We start from the raw sequence: 17,534 nt of genomic DNA, 5'->3' as shown, positions 1-17,534 counted from the left end.
GCGTATATAATGCCGACCTTTCGTTTTCGATCGATAGAGAAGGCTGCATGATCATCCAACCAAAAGTTCGCGGTTTTATTTGTACCAATGCGCACCCCAAAGGCTGTGCCGCTAATGTGCGCCAGCAAATTGATTATGTGCGTCAGCAGGGCGCCATCGCCAATGGTCCTAAAAATGTTTTAGTGATTGGTGCGTCTACAGGTTACGGTTTGGCATCGCGCATCACCGCCGCATTCGGTTGCGGTGCAAAAACGCTGGGCGTTTTTTTCGAAAAAAAGCCGGATGAAAAACGCACCGGCACGGCGGGTTGGTACAACTCAGCGGCTTTTCATCAAGCGGCAAAAGAAGCAGGTTTGTACGCCAAACACATCAACGGTGATGCGTTTTCGGATGAAATAAAACAAAAAACTATCGACACCATTAAAGCCGATATGGGCAAAGTGGATTTGGTGATTTACAGCTTGGCTTCACCGCGTCGCCAACATCCTAAAACCGGTGTCGTGCACGGCTCAGTGTTGAAACCTATCGGTCAAGCTGTGACACAACGCGGTGTAAACACCGATAAACAAATCGTTGAAGAAGTCACGCTACCTGCGGCAAGCGAAGAAGAAATTGCCAACACAGTTGCGGTGATGGGTGGTGAAGATTGGCAGATGTGGATTGATGCGCTGCTCGCTGCCGGCGTGTTGGCTGATGGCGCACAAACCACGGCCTACACTTATCTCGGTGAAAAATTAACTTGGGATATTTATTGGAACGGTACTATCGGCGCGGCGAAAAAAGATTTGGATCGCACGCGCGTTGCCATTGATAGCCAATTGGTAAAAGTGCAGGGAAAATCCTATGTTTCCGTGCTGAAAGCGCTGGTGACGCAGGCGAGCGCCGCTATCCCCATCATGCCTTTGTATTTGTCATTGCTGTACAAAGTGATGAAAGAAAAAGGTGGGCATGAAGGTTGTATCGAACAAATTTATCGTTTGTTTCACGATTGTCTTTACAGCAGCGCGCGCAGCTTGGATGCAGAAGGGCGTTTGCGTGTGGATGACAAAGAATTACAGCCAAATATTCACGCTGCAGTGGCAGCGTTGTGGCCGACAGTGACGACAGAAAACCTGTATCAGTTGACTGATTTCCAAGGCTACAAAGACGAGTTTTTGAAGTTGTTTGGCTTTGGTTTTGCTGAAGTGAATTACGACGAAGACTTAAGCCCGATCGTGGAGTTGCCGCTGGTTTAATTGTTGTGGCGCGCGTGAATTCGGGCGAGTTGGTGCAGTTGTCGCCCTTGGTGAGGCGGCTGACTGCCAACAACCCCAGCATGCTCGCGGGCGCGGGCACCAATTGCTATTTGATTGGCGATAAGGAACTTGCCATTTTGGATCCAGGGCCAGCGGATTCGTCACATATCCAAGCAATTCTGAATGCCGTCGGCGATACAGCGGTGCGCTGGATTGTTGTCACGCACACGCACCCTGATCATTCTCCCGCAGCGAAAATTTTGGCGGAGCGCACCGGTGCTGCTTTGGTAGGTGCTGTGTTGCCCAATGATGAGCAGCAAGACGCCAGCTTTGTAGCTGATCGCGATATCCATCACGGTGATTTAATCGAAGGCGAGGGCTTCACATTAGAAGCGATGGCCACGCCAGGACATGTCTCCAACCATTTCTGCTATTTATTGCGAGAAGAGGGTGCGGTTTTTACTGGTGATCACATTATGGAAGGCTCCACCGTAGTGATCGTGCCACCTGCGGGTGATATGGCGGATTACCTGCAATCTTTGTCTATTCTTAAAAACTATTCCCTGCAATCTTTACTGCCTGGGCATGGTGATGCGATGTTGAATCCTATCGAGGTGATTGATGGCTTAATTGCTCATCGCTTGCAACGCGAAGGGAAAGTGGTGGATGCGCTGCGTTCGATGGGGGCGGCTTCTACTATTGATGCCTTGGTATCGGTGGTTTACAGCGATGTTGATCCGAGCCTGCACCCGATTGCTAAAGTGTCTTTGTGGGCGCACCTGCTCAAGCTGGAAAAAGACGGTAGAGCAAGGAAAGAGGGTGAGGTAGGCGGCTGGGATTTCAGTCGACAGTATTGGTTTTGGAAAGAATCTCTCTGAAATAAACACCTAAGAAAAGATAATTTATTGCTTGAAATGCGAAGGGGTGGTCACTACAATTCGCCCCCCAAATCCAGCCACTGACCAAGAGCAGGACAGAAATGAAGACGATCAGCGCCAATGCGCAGACAGCACAACACGACTGGTATGTAGTAGATGCCGATAATTTGGTTCTGGGCCGTTTGGCGGCAGAGCTAGCTCGTCGTCTGCGCGGCAAGCACAAGCCTGAATTTACCCCGCATTGCGATACCGGCGACTTTATTGTTGTGGTTAATGCAGAAAAAGTGCGTGTAACTGGCGCCAAGAACAAAGACAAGGTTTACTACAGCCACAGTAACTTCCCCGGCGGTTTGAAAGAAATCACTTTTGAAAAGTTGATTGATCGTGCGCCAGAGCGCGTCATTGAATTGGCAGTAAAAGGTATGTTGCCACGCGGCCCATTGGGTCGTGCAATGTTCAAAAAACTCAAAGTCTATGCTGGCCAAGAGCACCCACACAGTGCCCAACAGCCACAAGTTCTTTCACTGTAAGAGGCAGATATGGCTGTTCAGCAAGCAGTAAAGCAAAATTATGGAACAGGTCGCCGTAAAACTGCGACCGCTCGCGTCTTTATCAAAGCGGGCAACGGTAACATCACTATCAACGATCGCGCACTGGAAAATTATTTCGGTCGTGAAGTGGCGCGCATGATCGTGCGTCAGCCTTTGGTGCTGACGGGCTTGGATCAGAAGCTGGATCTGAAAATCACAGTCGCTGGCGGTGGCAGCTTTGGCCAAGCGGGTGCTATTCGTCACGGCATTACTCGTGCCTTGATGGAATACGACGAAAGCTTGCGCGGCGCATTGCGTGCGGCGGGTTATGTGACGCGCGATTCGCGTGAAGTGGAGCGTAAGAAAGTTGGCTTGCGCAAAGCGCGTAAGCGTCCACAGTACTCCAAGCGTTAATTTTTTTCTTGTTTTGTCATTGCGCCCGAATCTCGTCAGTGGTTCGGGCGTTTTTGTTTCCAAGCAATACAACGGGTTGCGATTGATTGGGCGATGCTTTCTTGCCTTGAGCGGTCAGTCTGGCATAATACCGCTCGAATTTTTCGGGTCATTTTTAAACCTCAGAGGCTCTGTGATTTACAGAGATGCGTCTAGCAGTGATGGGAGAAAAGCGTCATGAGTAATGACGGTGTAAACCACGCGCGGCGCCGCTTCCTTACCGTTGCCACCACTGGTGTCGGCGTTGCTGGAGCGGGTTTTGTCGCTACCCCTTTTGTCGGATCTTGGAATCCTAGTGCGAAAGCCAAATCGGCGGGCGCACCAGTTAAGGCCAATATCAGCAAATTAGAAGAAGGGCAGATGGCCTCTTTTGAGTGGCAAGGAAAGCCTGTCTATGTTGTGCGCCGAACGCAGACCATGGTGGCTGATTTGGCAAAGCTAAATAGCCAGTTGAAGGATCCTGAGTCCTTGAAGTCAGAGCAGCCGGCGTACTGCAAAAACGAACACCGCTCCATTAAAGACACCGTGTTTGTGGTGGTAGGCCTCTGCACGCACTTGGGTTGTGCACCAAAATTTCGCCCAGAGTTAGCTCCAGAAGATTTGGGTAAAGATTGGGTGGGTGGCTTTTTCTGCCCTTGCCACGGCTCTAAATTTGATTTGGCTGGTCGAGTGCTGGCCAATGTGCCTGCGCCAACCAATTTGTCCATCCCCGCCTATCGTTTCGATAGCGACAACATCATTGTGATTGGCGAAGACCAGAAGGAGGCCGCATGACTTCTTGGCTGATTGGTTTGCGAGATTGGGTAGATGCGCGTCTACCTATCATGCGTGCATGGAACACCCACATGGGTCAGTACTACGCGCCTAAGAATTTTAACTTTTGGTATTTCTTTGGTGTGCTGTCGCTGTTGGTGCTGGTCAACCAGTTGCTGACCGGTATTTGGTTGACGATGTCGTACACGCCTACTGCAGAAGGTGCATTTGCTTCTGTTGAATACATCATGCGCGATGTGGACTACGGTTGGATCATCCGTTACATGCACTCGACCGGCGCTTCTGCATTTTTTGCTGTGGTTTATCTGCATATGTTCCGTGGCTTGTTGTACGGATCGTACAAAAAACCGCGCGAATTGGTGTGGTTGTTCGGTATGTTGATCTACCTCTGCCTGATGGCTGAAGGCTTCATGGGCTATGTGTTGCCATGGGGTCAGATGTCTTATTGGGGCGCGCAGGTAATCGTTTCATTGTTCGGCGCGATTCCTGTGGTTGGTGACAGCATCGTGCAGTGGGTGCGCGGTGATTTCTTGATTTCCGGCATCACGCTCAACCGTTTCTTTGCGCTGCATGTTGTTGCGATTCCATTGATTTTGGTGATGTTGGTCGTGCTGCACTTATTGGCATTGCACGAAGTGGGTTCTAACAACCCAGACGGCATTGAAATCAAGAAAAAGAAAGGTGCAAACGGCAAGCCGCTGGATGGCATTCCTTTTCATCCGTACTACACCGTGCATGACTTGGTGGGCATTGCTGTATTTTTGTTTGTGTTCTGCTTCATTCTCTTTTTTATGCCGGAGATGGGTGGATATTTTCTCGAATACGCTAACTTTGAAATCGCCAACAATTTGAAAACTCCTGCGCATATCGCACCTGTGTGGTACTACACGCCGTTCTACGCCATGTTGCGTGCTACTACGCTAGAGTGGTTCGGTTTGTCGTCAAAATTCTGGGGTTTTGTGGTGATGGCTGCGGCGATTGCCATCATGTTTGTTCTGCCTTGGTTGGATCGCAGTAAAGTGAAATCTTGGCGTTACAAAGGTTGTTTGACCAAAATTGCCCTCTACTCATTGGCTATTTCATTTGTAACTTTGGGCTACTTGGGTGCTATTCCTGCAGGTGGCTATTTCTTGGGTAATTTGTTGCACCACAAAATTTCGTGGTTGGAAAACAATGATATGTCCCAGTATCTGACGGTGGTTTATTTTGCTTTCTTCGTATTGATGCCGATTTATACATCAATCGAGAAAACAAAACCTGAGCCAGACCGCGTTACGATGAAATAAGGAGTGATGCGATGAAAAAATTACTTATTTTGTTAACGCTGGGGGTGCTGCCATTGTTCGCTTTCGCGAGCGAAGGTGAAAAATCATGCGGTACGATTGAATGCGACAAATTTGAACCGGCATTGCACGACAAGGCGGCTTTGCAACGCGGCGCAAAAGATTTCGTGAACTATTGCATGGGCTGTCACTCGTTAACCTATATGCGTTACGAGCGTATGGCGGATGATTTAGGTATCCCGCATGAGATTGCCCAGCAAAATCTCAATTTTTCCGAAAGCAATATCGGTGATTTGATGGCCATTGCTGCGCCTGCTAAGGAGCAGAAAAAATGGTTTGGTGCCGCGCCGCCGGATTTAACACTCGTGGCTCGCGCTAGGGGTGTCGATTGGTTGTACACCTACCTGCGTAACTTTTATCAAGATGACAAGCGCCCTTACGGTGTGAATAACCGTGTATTCAAAGATGTCGGTATGCCCCACGCCATGTTGGAATTACAAGGTATGCCTAAGTGTGCGCCAGGCCCTGTACATGCAGAAAACGGTGGCATCAAGCGCGACCCGCTGACGCGTGCAGAAATCTTGGTCGACGCTAAAACAGGTGCTGCATTGAACCCTTGTGGCCGCCTAACTGTTGAGAAAGAAGGTAAACTGAAACCCGCTGAGTTTGATCAAGCGGTTGGCGATTTAGTGAGCTTTTTGGCTTATGCGGGCGAGCCTTCTGCGTTGAAGCGTCAACGCATGGGTGTTTATGCGTTGTTCTTCGTATCCTTATTCTTCGTATTCGCATGGCTGCTCAATAGAGAATACTGGAAGGATGTTCACTGAGTACTCAAAGTATTGAGTAGAGAAACTCAGTTTAGTAACACGGAAAGCCATAATCGAGGGGCGGCGCGAGTCGCCCTTGTTTATTTATCTCGGAGTGTTTTTTATGTCAGTCATTACTCGCCGTTCAACAATGGCTTTGTTTTCAGACGGTGCTAGCCATCTTAGCCACTGCGTACGCATTGTGTTGGCCGAAAAAGACATCACCGTAGAAATTATTGATACGCGTCCATCGGATATTCCAGAGGAAGTATCTGAGCATAACCCGTACAACAGCCTGCCCACATTGGTTGATCGCGAATTGGCGCTGTATGACGCTTGGGTGATGATGGAATATTTGGATGAGCGTTTTCCTCATCCACCGTTGTTGCCCGTTTATCCAGTAACGCGCGCTCAGACGCGTTTGCTGCATAAGCGCATGGATAAAGATTGGGGTGCGTTGATTGAAACCATTGAAAAAGGTGATAAGGCGTCCGCGACTAAAGCAGCAAAAGAGTTGAAAGACACTCTGGTTGCGATTGCGCCAATTTTTAACGAAAAACCTTATTTTATGAATGATGAATTGACGCTCGCGGATTGCTGTTTAGTGCCTATTTTGTGGCGCTTGCCTTCATTGGGAATAGACCTGCCCAATAATAAGCAAACAAAACCGATGCATGATTATATGGATCGTATGTTCAAGCGCCGCGCTTTCCGTGCCAGCTTGTCTGAACAGGAAAAGGAAATGCGTCCAGAGCGCGCTGTAGAGCAGAAATAAGAGCTCCCATGTTGTCCAGTAAACCGTATCTTTTACGGGCGCTCCATGAATGGATTCTGGATAATCATTGCACACCGCATCTTGTTGTGGATGCGTTGCTGCAGGGCGTGATGGTGCCGCAAGAACATATCAAGGATGGTCAAATTGTGTTGAATATTTCTCCTTCGGCCGTGGTGGGTTTGGCTATGGGGCAGGATGCCGTTACCTTTAGCGCTCGCTTTGGTGGTGTGGCAAGAAATATCCATGTGCCCATTTATGCCATTCAAGGCATTTACGCCCGTGAAAATGGTCAGGGCATGATGTTCCCTTCGGAAAGTATTCCTGATCCAGATCCATCAGACGGTGGCGGCCAAGATACACCTAAGCCAGTACCTAGCCGCCCTGCTCTTCGCGTAGTGAAGTGATTCATGACCAGCCCAGTGACGCGAGATACTGATGAGCAGTTGGTCGCTAGGGTGCAAAAAGGCGACAAACGCAGCTTCGATTTACTGGTACTCAAGTATCAACACAAGGTGTTGTCCTTGGTGCGGCGCTATGTCAAAGATCACGCAGAAGCGGAAGATGTGGCGCAAGAAGCTTTCGTTAAAGCTTATCGCGCTATTGGAAACTTTCGAGGTGATAGCGCGTTTTACACATGGCTGTATCGCATTGCGGTGAATACCGCTAAAAACTTTTTGGATGCACGCAAGCGTCGACCCGCTTCTGATGTAGATATCGACGAAGTAGGAGATTTTGCTTTCAGCGAATTTTTGCGTGTGGAAGAAACACCAGAAAGCCTGCTGGCTACACAGGATCTTCATCGTGTTGTCGAAGAAGCCCTAGCGGCATTGCCAGAAGAACTGCGCAAAGCGCTGCTGCTGCGAGAGTTTGATGGTTTGTCCTATGAGGAGATTGCAGAGACTATGGATTGCCCGATAGGAACGGTGCGCTCTCGTATTTTTCGTGCACGCGAAGCGGTGGATATTGCTATTCGGCCTTTGTTGGAAACTTAATCGCAAGAAAATTAAGCCTTCTATGGAACTAATGGCGGCAGCAAAAGTCCCAACAATAGTTGATATGACTAACTGCCTAAGAAGAAATTACGCTACTGATTGAGGTGCCGTATGCCTGCTGATCGCCAACCTCCTTTTGACACTCAAGAATCCTTGTCCGCTGCAATGGATGGCGAAAGCCATGAATTGGAATTGCGTCGTTTGCTGAGCGAATGTGCGGACAGTGCAGAGCTGCGTCAGCGTTGGGCGCGCTATCACTTGGCCTCGGCAGTGATTCAAAAACAACCAGTTTCTTTTGGTAGTTCTCTCGCCTTCGCGGATGCCGTGCGCCACGCAATTGATGAGGACAATACGCAGAAGAATCAGGGAAATAAAAAAATCTTTTCTCGTATCGCGGTGGCAGCATCAGTGGCCTTGGTTGTTGTCGTCGGCGCGCAGTGGCAACAGAATCATCAGGCCGGTGATGCGCAGCAATTGGCAAGGAATGTGCCAGTTATTGATCACCATGATTCATTTTCAGAGCAAAAGTTGTTGGCTAGTATGCCTAGCGCTTTGGGTGTTGATAACATTTTCACGCAGTCTGATGAAGCGCGAAATTCACATCTAGCGATAAAGGCACAATTCAAAAATGTGTCGATGAATGTGGAGTCTGCTAGAGCTCCACTGATCAAAGCATCTAGACAAAATTTTTCAAGTCAGTAATTTTCCCACTCTGTAGTTCTCTGTAGCCTAGTGTTGTATTGGAGGCTTTATGCTGAGTAAAAAAAGCAACCACTGTGTAAGTGTTTGCAATATGAGGTTGTTAATTTATTTTTGGATAATGTCTTTGTTTTCAGTGGTTAGCTTTGCAGTAGAGCTTCCTGATTTTACTGCGTTGGTTGAAAAAGCATCGCCGGCGGTTGTTAAAATTCAAATTGAAACTTCACAAAATAGACCGCAGGCGTTTATGGGAGCGCCTAGAGCAAAAGGTATCCCAGAACCGATGGCATTAGGCTCGGGTTTTATTGTGGAAGCAGATGGTTATATTCTCACTAACCATCATGTGATTAGAGATGCTGATAGAATTATTGTTCGTCTAAATGATCGTCGGGAGTTTGATGCAGAAGTAATAGGTAGCGATGAGCGTTCGGATATTGCGCTATTAAAAATTGATGCCAGTAATTTGCCGACATTGGATTTGGCTGCAAACGATACGCTAAAAGTTGGCGAGTGGGTGTTGGCGATTGGATCGCCATTTGGACTGGATTATTCCGTTTCGCAAGGCATAGTCAGCGCCATTGGGCGCAGTTTGCCGAATGGTGAAAATGAAAATTATGTGCCGTTTATTCAAACTGATGTGGCAATTAATCCTGGAAACTCAGGCGGCCCTTTGTTTAATTTGGCTGGCGATGTTGTGGGAATTAACTCACAAATTTTTACGCGCTCCGGCGGCTCGATGGGGCTGTCATTTGCTATTCCAGCCAGCGTTGTGCGCAGCGTAGTCAAACAATTAAAAGAGTCAGGTTATGTATCGAGAGGTTGGCTGGGTGTTGCAATTCAGGAGGTTGATCGACAGTTGGCTCAGTCTTTTGGTCTCAGTAAACCGGAGGGAGCGCTCGTTGCTCAAGTAAACCCCGCAGGGCCAGCGGCACAAGCAGGTGTTATGGAAGGTGATGTGATTACGCGGTTCGCTGGTAAGCCCATCTTGTACTCAGGAGATCTCCCCCATTTGGTGGGGCTGGTGACGCCTAATAGCAAGGTGGACATGACGGTAATGCGGCATGGGCACCCGCAGGTAATTAGCGTTGTTGTCGGTGAGCTGGCCGATAAGCAAGCCCGTGTGACGAATCGTTATGCACGCAAAGCGCAACGCAGTAGCGTTAAAGGAGTTTTAGGCATGCAGCTTGATACTCTGGATAGACTGCAGATAACACAGCTGCATATTGCGGGCGGTGTTCGGATTCGCGCTATTCAGCAGGGAGGGGCTGCAGAAAAAGCTGGGTTGCGTGTGGGCGATATTGTTGTACAGCTGGGGTTTACCGATGTCACAAGCCCAGAGAGCTTTCAGCAAATTGTTAAGGACATGGAGGTTGGGAGTATTCAACCTATTCGCTTTTTCCGTGATGGCCAACCAATCTTTCGTTCTATCGTGATTCAGCCATAGATCAACTAAGGCACGGGGCAGGGGTGAATCAGGTAGAATGCAGCACTTTTTTTCTGCGCCGGAAATACCTGTGTCCGACCTGAGTCATATTCGTAACTTCTCCATCATCGCCCACATTGATCACGGTAAATCCACGCTGGCAGATCGCTTTATTCAGGTGTGTGGTGGCCTGTCTGCACGCGAAATGGAAGCGCAAGTTTTGGATTCAATGGATATTGAGCGTGAGCGCGGTATTACTATCAAAGCGCAGAGTGTGACGCTTAATTATCAAGCGCAGGACGGAAAAACTTATCAGTTAAATTTTATTGATACGCCGGGGCATGTGGACTTCAGTTATGAAGTGTCTCGCTCGTTGGCGGCGTGTGAAGGCGCTCTGTTGGTGGTCGATGCCGCACAAGGTGTGGAAGCGCAATCGGTGGCGAATTGTTATACAGCGATTGAACAGGGATTAGAGGTTTTGCCCATCCTCAATAAAATGGATTTGCCACAGGTTGAGCCTGAACGCGTACAAAAAGAAATTGAAGAAATTATCGGTATTGATGCCAGTGAAGCCTGTCGTTGCAGCGCAAAATCCGGTTTGGGTATTGAAGATGTGTTGGAGCAATTGGTTGCCAAAATTCCATCACCAGAGGGCGATATTAATGCACCGCTGCAAGCACTGATTATCGATTCATGGTTTGATAATTATCTCGGTGTGGTTTCTTTGGTGCGTGTTAAACACGGTACGCTACGCAAGAAAGATAAAATTGTGGCGAAAAGTATCGGCAAGGCGCATCTGGTTGATGCAGTGGGTATTTTTACACCGAAGCGCAAAGAAACTGATGAATTAAAAGCAGGTGAAGTCGGTTTTGTTGTCGCCGGTATTAAAGATATTCACGGCGCGCCTGTGGGTGATACGCTGATTCATGCCGCATTTCCTGAAACAACTTCATTGCCAGGTTTTCAGAAAGTTAAACCGCAAGTGTATGCAGGTGTGTTTCCTGTTAATGCTGATGACTATGAAGATTTTCGTGAAGCATTGGCAAAGCTGACACTGAATGATGCCGCATTATTTTATGAACCTGAAACATCGGATGCATTGGGTTTTGGTTTTCGTTGTGGTTTTCTCGGTATGTTGCACATGGAAATTGTGCAGGAGCGCTTAGAGCGCGAATACGATCTCGATTTGATTACCACTGCCCCCACCGTTGTGTATGAAGTGGTGATAAATGGTGGTGAAGTCATCTCGGTCGATAACCCTTCAAAGCTACCCGATGCAGGAAAAATTCAGGAGATGCGCGAGCCCATCGCCGAGGCCAGTATTTTGGTGCCGCAGGCCTATTTGGGTAATGTCATCAGCTTGTGTGTAGAAAAACGCGGTGTACAGAAAGATATGCTGTTTATCGGCAATCAAGTGTCTTTGCGCTATGAATTGCCGATGAGTGAAGTGGTGATGGATTTCTTCGACCGCCTGAAATCAGTCAGTCGTGGTTTTGCTTCGCTGGACTACTCCTTTGTGCGTTTTGAAGCAGCACGCTTGGCAAAGCTGGATGTGATGATTAACGGTGATAAGGTTGATGCATTAGCAATTATTGTGCATCGTGATAATGCACAATCTCGTGGCCGTGTGTTGTGTGAAAAGATGCAAGAGTTGATTCCACGACAGATGTACGATGTGGCCATTCAAGCGGCTTTAGGTGGGCAAATCATTGCGCGCACTACAGTGAAAGCAATGAGAAAAAATGTGTTGGCAAAATGTTACGGCGGCGATGCGTCGCGTAAGAAAAAGTTGTTAGAAAAACAAAAAGCAGGCAAAAAACGCATGAAACAAATTGGTCATGTTGAGATTCCGCAGGAAGCATTCCTGGCGGTATTAAAGGCGGATTGAGAATGTTTGTTGTGATTTTGATAAGCGCCTTGGTGCTGAGTGTAGTGTTGTGGTTAGTGCAAGAGCATTTTGGTCGACCTCTTCGTATTGCAAAAATTGCGCAACAGCAAGGCTATAACACGCAATTATCAGCAACGGATGAGATGCCTGTATGGTTTCGCTTGCTGTCAGGCATGATTGTTTTGATTTGGCTTGGTGTGGCTATAGTGCTGGTTGGTGCTATGAACAAAGCAGGCGATGTTGGTGATTTTTCACTGATACTGGTATTGCTGGTAACGGCTGCCGGCATTGTTGTTGGAGCGGATCGATTTGTTTTTATGGTGCGTCGCGTTCGCTTGCTGGGAGCTGCGAATGTGCAGCGTGTACTGTCGCAAATGAAAGTGCCGGTTGATCGTCAGAAAACGGTTGACTGGGCTGAAAAAGATTTTGTTGTGGCGGAATACGCTAAATCATTTTTTCCCGTACTGGTTGTAGTGTTGGTATTGCGCTCTTTTTTGTTTGAACCGTTCAAAATTCCTTCAGCATCCATGGTGCCAACATTGTTGGTGCACGATTTTATTCTGGTGAATAAGTTTGCTTACGGTATTCGTTTGCCGGTTATTGGTACCAAAGTTTTCTCGGTGGGTGATCCAGAGAGGGGCGATGTCATGGTTTTCTATCCGCCCAATGACAAACGCTATTTTATTAAACGCGTTATTGGTCTTCCCGGTGACCACATTCAAGTGAAAGAAAATGTTGTCTTTATCAATGGTGTACGAATGCAGCAGGAGCAGCTGCGTATTGATGACTCGTCGTTCCCGTACATGATGGTTATGCAAGAGAACCTACAACCGAAAGAACACTTGATGCAGCGAGTGTCTTTGGTAACACCGCAAAGTAATTACGAAACAGTGGTGCCGGATGGTTCGTACTTCATGATGGGCGACAACCGTGACAACAGCAGTGATAGCCGTTTTTGGGGCGCTGTACCAGAGGCCAATATTGTCGGTAAAGCCGAGTATATTTGGATGCACTGGGAAGGCGTGACAGGCTTGCCCTCATTCTCACGCAGTGGTGTAATCCAATGACAAAAACAGCCAATAGAAGGAAACACAGATGAAGCAGCTTAAAGCACAGCGCGGTGCCACCATGTGGGAAATGTGTTTGTACCTCTTTGTTTTTTTGACGGTAGTAACAACGGCCTTAAAGCTGGGGCCGCTGTACATTCAAGATAGGAATATTCATTCAGCTTTGACTGCTTTAAATGACTCTTTGAAGGGTACTGACGCGACGAATGCGTTAATCAAAGATCGTTTATCAAAAACTTTTCAAGTTAGTATGATTGATGACAAAATTCTGAGTGACTTGGCTATTGATCGAACAGGTTCTGTGCCTGTTGTGACGCTGGATTATGATGTGCAGGCTCCCTTTGTTGGTAATGTTGAAGTACTGATTCATTTCAAACATTCCGTTGAACTGACATCTGTGCGCTAGTGAACGACGCTGTTATTTTTTTGCAGGAAAAGCTGTCGTATGTTTTTTCTAATCCTCAATTGTGCAGACAGGCACTAACACATAGAAGCTACGGTAGTCATCACAACGAGCGTTTAGAGTTTTTAGGTGACGCTATCCTTGATTTCATCGTCACTGAAATTATCTATCGCAAGCACCCTTCTGCAACAGAAGGAGAGCTATCCAATATGCGCGCCCACATTGTGCGTGGTGAGCAGTTAGCAAGAATTGGTGATGCTTTGTGCATAGGCGAATTGTTGCTGTTGGGAGCGGGAGAGCAGCAGGCGGGCGGGAGGCAGCGAGTATCACTCATTGCCAATGCGGTGGAAGCTATTATCGCAGCTGTCTATCTTGACGGTGGATTGCAGGTTTGTAGTGAGGTGGTGCAACAATTATTTGCGCCAATACTGGAAACACTAACACCAACTGTGGGTAAAGATGCTAAAACGACATTGCAAGAATATTTGCAGTCGAAACATTTATCGCTGCCGGTGTACGAGCTCGTTGATCGTAGCGGCAGCGATCATAATGCTACCTTTACCATGGCGTGTACCGTATCAGCATTGGACAAAAAGGAAACAGGTGTGGCATCGAGTCGAAAACAAGCGGAGCAACTGGCAGCTAAAAAAGTATTAGCGCATTTGGGCTTGTGAGCTGAGGTTATACGGTGGAAAAAGTAGAGCAATCGCCAACATCAATGAAACGCTGTGGCATGGTGGCCGTTGTTGGTAGACCCAATGTTGGGAAATCAACACTGCTTAACCACTTGGTTGGGCAGAAGTTGTGTATTACTTCGCGCAAGCCGCAGACTACGCGTCATTTAATTCTTGGTATTAAATCCACAGAAAACTGCCAGATGATTTTTGTGGATACGCCTGGTATGCACAAGCATGGCAAGCACGCTATGAATCAGCGCATGAATAAGGCGGCGAGTTCTGTGCTGCACGATGTGGACCTTGTGATTTGGGTTGTCGACCGCGCTGTGTGGACGGAAGAAGATGATCAGGTACTCAAACGCTTGGAGTCCACGGAAAGTCCTATCATCGTGGCAATCAACAAATCAGACAAAATTGAAGATAAGGCTGCTTTATTGCCGGTAATCGCGCGCTACTCGGCTTTGCGAAACTTCTTGGCTGTTGTGCCTGTTTCAGCATTGCACGGAGCTGGATTGTCTGTGTTAGAGGAAGTGATTTCTGAGCACCTGCCTGCTTCTGAATTTATTTATCCAGAAGATCAGTTGACAGATAAAAGTGAGCGTTTTTTTGCAGCGGAAATTGTGCGAGAAAAAATTATTCGCCAGTTGGGTGAGGAATTACCGTATCAAACAGCAGTTGAAATTGAACAGTTTGAAGATGACAACGGTTTGTTGCGTATTGCTGCTTTGATTCTTGTTGAGAAAGAAGGGCAAAAGAAAATCGTTATTGGCGATGGCGGTGAGCGACTCAAAAAAATTGGCCAGCAAGCGCGTTTGGATATGCAGCAAATGTTTGGTGCCAAAGTGATGCTGAAGTTGTGGGTCAAGGTGAGACGCGGTTGGGCCGATAATGAACGCGCACTCAATAGTTTAGGTATTGAATAAGTACGATGGCTGTGAAGAAATGACACACGCTTTTCTTCTACACAGTAAGCCATTTAAAGAATCCTCTGTTATTGCTTCTTTCGTGACAGATACCGATGGTCGTGTGGACTGCATTGCGCGTTCAGTGCGTGGCAAAGTCGGAAAAAAAAATAAGCCCATTATTCCTTTCTGTCTGTATGAGTTGTCATGGGCAGGCAAGGGTGAGCTGAAAACACTGCAGCATTTCGAATCAGTCAATTTCCCTATTTCCTTGTCTGGCACGCAGTTATTTTGTGGGTTGTATCTCAATGAGTTGCTGTATCACTTGTTACCCGTAATGGATGCGGATCATCAATGGATGTATTTGTATTCTGCCGCAGTGACACAGCTTGCGGAGCAAGAAAATCCAGAGCCAACCTTGAGAATGTTTGAGATGACTTTGTTAGAAATGCTGGGCTACGGCATTGATTTTTGTTGTGATGCATCGGGCGCGGCGCTGGAGCTGGATGCTTATTATCAATTCCTACCGGAACAAGGTTTGGTGCGAGTTGCGAACAGTACCGCTGCCTATGTAGGCAATGGGGAAGCTTTTATTGCAATGGGAAATCGAGATTTTTCGACAATGGAAGTGCGTAAGCTGGCAAAACTAACAATGCGCTCTGCGTTGTCTGTGTGTCTTGGCCGTAAAAAGCTGCATAGCCGAGAATTATTTCTTTAGTGTTAAAAAATTATTTAGTTATTAAGTGTTTGAGACGCTTTAATCGTGCGCGTGCGGATTTATCGCCACCTTCTGCTGCTCTTTCCAGCCAATACTGGTATTGATCCATGTTCTTGCTCACACCATTCCCCGCGTAGTACATGCGGGCAATCAACATTTGTGCGTGAGTGTCACCTGCATTTGCGCAGGGTAGCAATAGTGTAAAAGCCTGTGTGAAGTCGCTTTTGAAAAAGGCGCGCATTCCCGCATCGCGTGGGTCGGTGGTTTTATCGTCAGTCATCTGCTTCTGTGAAATGGATGGGAGAGCTGTTGTACCCACGAGTAATGTAGCAGGTTGCTGGTACTTTGGTCTGCGCAATCGCTACAATCCACGCATAACAGCACATTACCAGTGGCACGGGAGTTCATGCCTACACAATATGAGGAGTTTTTCCTGCGGCATCCTTCGCAGGACAATTATCGTCTACTGCGCGTCTACGCATGGTATCGCGCACTATTGTCGTGTGTGTTGTTGGCGCTGTTTGTGGTGGATGTCACATCCAATGTCTTAGGGCGTACCCACCCAGAACTTTACGGTTACGCCATTTCTATTTATTCATTGATCAGTGCGTTGATGTTGGGCGCTGTTTTGTTAATACGCAGAGAGCCGGTGTCAGGACAGATTTTTTCTATCTGTCTTGTGGATGTGATATTTCTAACCATCATCATGTATTGCAGTGGTGGGATTTCTACCGGTCTTGGTTCGCTTATTTTTATTACGGTCGCTGCCAGTAGTATTTTTTTACAAGGGCAGATTGCTACTTTACTTGCCGCGCTGGCGTGTATTGCTATCTTTATAGAAAGCCTTGCTTCTGGGTATTGGGGGCAAATTAAAATCAATCCCGTTGCTGTGGCTTTATTGGGTGGATTGTTGTTTGTTACTTCTATTCTTTTCCAATATTTAGCACGTCGCATACAGGCTTCACAGCAGTCAGCTATAGAGCAGGCGGAGCAGGCGGCAATTTTGCAACAGCTGAACGAGATGATTGTTCAGCGTATGAATACAGGAATTGTTGCCATAGATAAAGATGGATCTATTCTTTTATACAACGAATCTGCCGCGCGCTTATTAAACTTCCCTTTACGATTTGATCTCCGTGATCGAATGCATTTCAGTAGAAATCCTTCCGCACAAGTGTTGTTAGAGCAATGGGTGGAAAATCCATTAAAGCGCCCACCTGTATTAACCATGGAAGATGGTGGACTTGAAATTCAATTGAATTTTGCACGCATGGATAATGGTGATAATGACTTAGTGCTTGTGTTTGCGGAAGATACGAGAAAAGTCTCCCAGCAAGCACAGCAAATGAAATTGGCGTCATTGGGACATTTAACGGCCAGTATTGCGCATGAAGTGCGCAATCCCTTGGGGGCAATTAGTCATGCTGCGCAGTTATTGGCGGAATCAGAAAATTTATCAGATGCGGATAAAAGGCTTTCTACCATTATCCAAAATCACTCTCTGCGCGTTAATGGCATCATTGAAAATGTTCTTCGCCTCTCACGGCGTGAGGCATCCAACCCTGAAAAATGTGATCTATGTGAGTGGGTGAAATATTTTTCTAAACAGCATGTCCAAACTTATGATCAAGCTGTGGACATTATTTTGGAGCTTCCTAATCATCCTCTGCCAATTTACTTTGACCTCAGTCAGCTGGAACAAATATTGGCCAATCTCTGCTCCAATGGACTGCGCTATAGCAAAAAAAATACTGGCGAGATGAAAATTAGATTGCATGCTTATATGCATGAAGCGCTGGGAACGCCTTATTTAGAGGTCATTGATTTTGGTGTTGGTCTTTCCCAAGAGCAATATCAGCAAGTTTTTGAGCCGTTTTTCACAACAGAAACGAAAGGTACGGGGCTTGGTTTATATATCGCTAGAGAGTTGTGTTTAGCGAATCAAGCAAGCTTAGAATATCGTCGTACAAATGAAGGGTTAAGCTGTTTTCAAATTGGATTTTCACATTCCAACCGAGTGATTGCGTGAGT

The 17,534-nt window shown here is 47.1% G+C and carries 20 protein-coding genes; 19 read left to right on the top strand and 1 reads right to left on the bottom strand.

Going from position 1 to position 17,534, the window contains the following annotated elements; genetic code table 11:
- The first annotated feature begins 47 nt into the window (after positions 1–47).
- The 18 genes from R3E63_10050 to recO all read left to right on the top strand — a co-directional run bounded on the left by R3E63_10050 (position 48) and on the right by recO (position 15,503).
- Positions 48–1,235, top strand: a complete 1,188-nt coding sequence (locus R3E63_10050; GenBank protein MEZ5540265.1) for a trans-2-enoyl-CoA reductase family protein — start codon at positions 48–50, stop codon at positions 1,233–1,235.
- 5 nt (positions 1,236–1,240) lie between these two features.
- Positions 1,241–2,113, top strand: coding sequence for an MBL fold metallo-hydrolase (locus R3E63_10045; GenBank protein MEZ5540264.1), 873 nt, complete (start codon positions 1,241–1,243; stop codon positions 2,111–2,113).
- A 101-nt stretch (positions 2,114–2,214) separates the two neighbouring features.
- Positions 2,215–2,643, top strand: a complete 429-nt coding sequence (gene rplM, locus R3E63_10040; protein ID MEZ5540263.1) for a 50S ribosomal protein L13 — start codon at positions 2,215–2,217, stop codon at positions 2,641–2,643.
- A gap of 9 nt (positions 2,644–2,652) precedes the next feature.
- Positions 2,653–3,057, top strand: a complete 405-nt coding sequence (rpsI, locus tag R3E63_10035) for a 30S ribosomal protein S9 (GenBank protein ID MEZ5540262.1) — start codon at positions 2,653–2,655, stop codon at positions 3,055–3,057.
- 216 nt (positions 3,058–3,273) lie between these two features.
- Entirely contained in the window at positions 3,274–3,870 is a 597-nt protein-coding gene (petA, locus tag R3E63_10030) for a ubiquinol-cytochrome c reductase iron-sulfur subunit (protein ID MEZ5540261.1), read from the top strand.
- A complete protein-coding gene (locus R3E63_10025) occupies positions 3,867–5,156 on the top strand; it encodes a cytochrome bc complex cytochrome b subunit (GenBank protein MEZ5540260.1) in 1,290 nt (429 codons plus the stop codon). Before petA ends, R3E63_10025 begins: the two co-directional genes overlap by 4 nt.
- 11 nt (positions 5,157–5,167) lie before the next feature.
- Positions 5,168–5,980: a cytochrome c1 gene (locus R3E63_10020; GenBank protein ID MEZ5540259.1), complete on the top strand. Its 813-nt coding sequence runs from the start codon at positions 5,168–5,170 to the stop codon at positions 5,978–5,980.
- A gap of 103 nt (positions 5,981–6,083) precedes the next feature.
- Entirely contained in the window at positions 6,084–6,734 is a 651-nt protein-coding gene (locus R3E63_10015) for a glutathione S-transferase N-terminal domain-containing protein (GenBank protein ID MEZ5540258.1), read from the top strand.
- A gap of 8 nt (positions 6,735–6,742) precedes the next feature.
- The gene (locus R3E63_10010; GenBank protein ID MEZ5540257.1) at positions 6,743–7,138 is read left to right on the top strand and encodes a ClpXP protease specificity-enhancing factor; all 396 of its coding nucleotides are present in this window, start codon (positions 6,743–6,745) and stop codon (positions 7,136–7,138) included.
- A gap of 3 nt (positions 7,139–7,141) precedes the next feature.
- Entirely contained in the window at positions 7,142–7,726 is a 585-nt protein-coding gene (gene rpoE, locus R3E63_10005; protein ID MEZ5540256.1) for an RNA polymerase sigma factor RpoE, read from the top strand.
- Positions 7,727–7,837: 111 nt separating this feature from the next.
- Positions 7,838–8,428 (top strand): sigma-E factor negative regulatory protein, encoded by a 591-nt coding sequence (locus R3E63_10000; protein MEZ5540255.1) that lies wholly within the window; start codon positions 7,838–7,840, stop codon positions 8,426–8,428.
- Between the two features lie 118 nt (positions 8,429–8,546).
- Complete coding sequence (locus R3E63_09995) at positions 8,547–9,869, top strand: trypsin-like peptidase domain-containing protein (GenBank protein MEZ5540254.1); 1,323 nt, start codon at positions 8,547–8,549, stop codon at positions 9,867–9,869.
- 70 nt (positions 9,870–9,939) lie between these two features.
- The gene (gene lepA / locus R3E63_09990) at positions 9,940–11,736 is read left to right on the top strand and encodes a translation elongation factor 4 (GenBank protein ID MEZ5540253.1); all 1,797 of its coding nucleotides are present in this window, start codon (positions 9,940–9,942) and stop codon (positions 11,734–11,736) included.
- A gap of 2 nt (positions 11,737–11,738) precedes the next feature.
- Positions 11,739–12,803, top strand: a complete 1,065-nt coding sequence (gene lepB, locus R3E63_09985) for a signal peptidase I (protein ID MEZ5540252.1) — start codon at positions 11,739–11,741, stop codon at positions 12,801–12,803.
- 28 nt (positions 12,804–12,831) lie between these two features.
- Positions 12,832–13,209, top strand: coding sequence for a DUF4845 domain-containing protein (locus tag R3E63_09980; GenBank protein MEZ5540251.1), 378 nt, complete (start codon positions 12,832–12,834; stop codon positions 13,207–13,209).
- Positions 13,209–13,880, top strand: coding sequence for a ribonuclease III (gene rnc / locus R3E63_09975; GenBank protein MEZ5540250.1), 672 nt, complete (start codon positions 13,209–13,211; stop codon positions 13,878–13,880). The genes R3E63_09980 and rnc overlap by 1 nt, the downstream gene beginning before the upstream one ends.
- Before the next feature lie 44 nt (positions 13,881–13,924).
- The gene (era, locus tag R3E63_09970; protein MEZ5540249.1) at positions 13,925–14,806 is read left to right on the top strand and encodes a GTPase Era; all 882 of its coding nucleotides are present in this window, start codon (positions 13,925–13,927) and stop codon (positions 14,804–14,806) included.
- Positions 14,799–15,503 (top strand): DNA repair protein RecO, encoded by a 705-nt coding sequence (gene recO / locus R3E63_09965; protein ID MEZ5540248.1) that lies wholly within the window; start codon positions 14,799–14,801, stop codon positions 15,501–15,503. The genes era and recO overlap by 8 nt, the downstream gene beginning before the upstream one ends.
- 10 nt (positions 15,504–15,513) lie before the next feature.
- Here recO and R3E63_09960 read toward each other — a convergent pair whose 3' ends face one another.
- Entirely contained in the window at positions 15,514–15,783 is a 270-nt protein-coding gene (locus tag R3E63_09960; GenBank protein MEZ5540247.1) for a hypothetical protein, read from the bottom strand.
- A 243-nt stretch (positions 15,784–16,026) separates the two neighbouring features.
- Here R3E63_09960 and R3E63_09955 point away from each other — a divergent pair, with 243 nt between their 5' ends.
- Entirely contained in the window at positions 16,027–17,532 is a 1,506-nt protein-coding gene (locus tag R3E63_09955) for an ATP-binding protein (protein MEZ5540246.1), read from the top strand.
- The last annotated feature ends 2 nt before the right edge of the window (positions 17,533–17,534 follow it).

The sequence above is a fragment of the Pseudomonadales bacterium genome (assembly GCA_041395665.1).
Classification (GTDB): Bacteria; Pseudomonadota; Gammaproteobacteria; order Pseudomonadales; family UBA7239; genus UBA7239.
Note: the sequence above shows the minus strand (reverse complement) of the source record. Positions and strands in the feature narration are given on the sequence as shown.

Excerpts from the sequence above, each read along its gene's own strand:
- R3E63_09960 (MEZ5540247.1), bottom strand. The coding sequence starts at position 15,783 with ATGACTGACGATAAAACCACCGACCCACGCGATGCGGGAATGCGCGCC.
- petA (MEZ5540261.1), top strand. The coding sequence starts at position 3,274 with ATGAGTAATGACGGTGTAAACCACGCGCGGCGCCGCTTCCTTACCGTT.
- R3E63_10025 (MEZ5540260.1), top strand. The coding sequence starts at position 3,867 with ATGACTTCTTGGCTGATTGGTTTGCGAGATTGGGTAGATGCGCGTCTA.
- rplM (MEZ5540263.1), top strand. The coding sequence starts at position 2,215 with ATGAAGACGATCAGCGCCAATGCGCAGACAGCACAACACGACTGGTAT.
- R3E63_10010 (MEZ5540257.1), top strand. The coding sequence starts at position 6,743 with ATGTTGTCCAGTAAACCGTATCTTTTACGGGCGCTCCATGAATGGATT.
- rpsI (MEZ5540262.1), top strand. The coding sequence starts at position 2,653 with ATGGCTGTTCAGCAAGCAGTAAAGCAAAATTATGGAACAGGTCGCCGT.
- R3E63_10000 (MEZ5540255.1), top strand. The coding sequence starts at position 7,838 with ATGCCTGCTGATCGCCAACCTCCTTTTGACACTCAAGAATCCTTGTCC.
- rpoE (MEZ5540256.1), top strand. The coding sequence starts at position 7,142 with ATGACCAGCCCAGTGACGCGAGATACTGATGAGCAGTTGGTCGCTAGG.
- R3E63_09995 (MEZ5540254.1), top strand. The coding sequence starts at position 8,547 with ATGTCTTTGTTTTCAGTGGTTAGCTTTGCAGTAGAGCTTCCTGATTTT.
- lepB (MEZ5540252.1), top strand. The coding sequence starts at position 11,739 with ATGTTTGTTGTGATTTTGATAAGCGCCTTGGTGCTGAGTGTAGTGTTG.
- R3E63_09980 (MEZ5540251.1), top strand. The coding sequence starts at position 12,832 with ATGAAGCAGCTTAAAGCACAGCGCGGTGCCACCATGTGGGAAATGTGT.
- era (MEZ5540249.1), top strand. The coding sequence starts at position 13,925 with ATGAAACGCTGTGGCATGGTGGCCGTTGTTGGTAGACCCAATGTTGGG.
- R3E63_10020 (MEZ5540259.1), top strand. The coding sequence starts at position 5,168 with ATGAAAAAATTACTTATTTTGTTAACGCTGGGGGTGCTGCCATTGTTC.
- R3E63_10015 (MEZ5540258.1), top strand. The coding sequence starts at position 6,084 with ATGTCAGTCATTACTCGCCGTTCAACAATGGCTTTGTTTTCAGACGGT.
- R3E63_10050 (MEZ5540265.1), top strand. The coding sequence starts at position 48 with ATGATCATCCAACCAAAAGTTCGCGGTTTTATTTGTACCAATGCGCAC.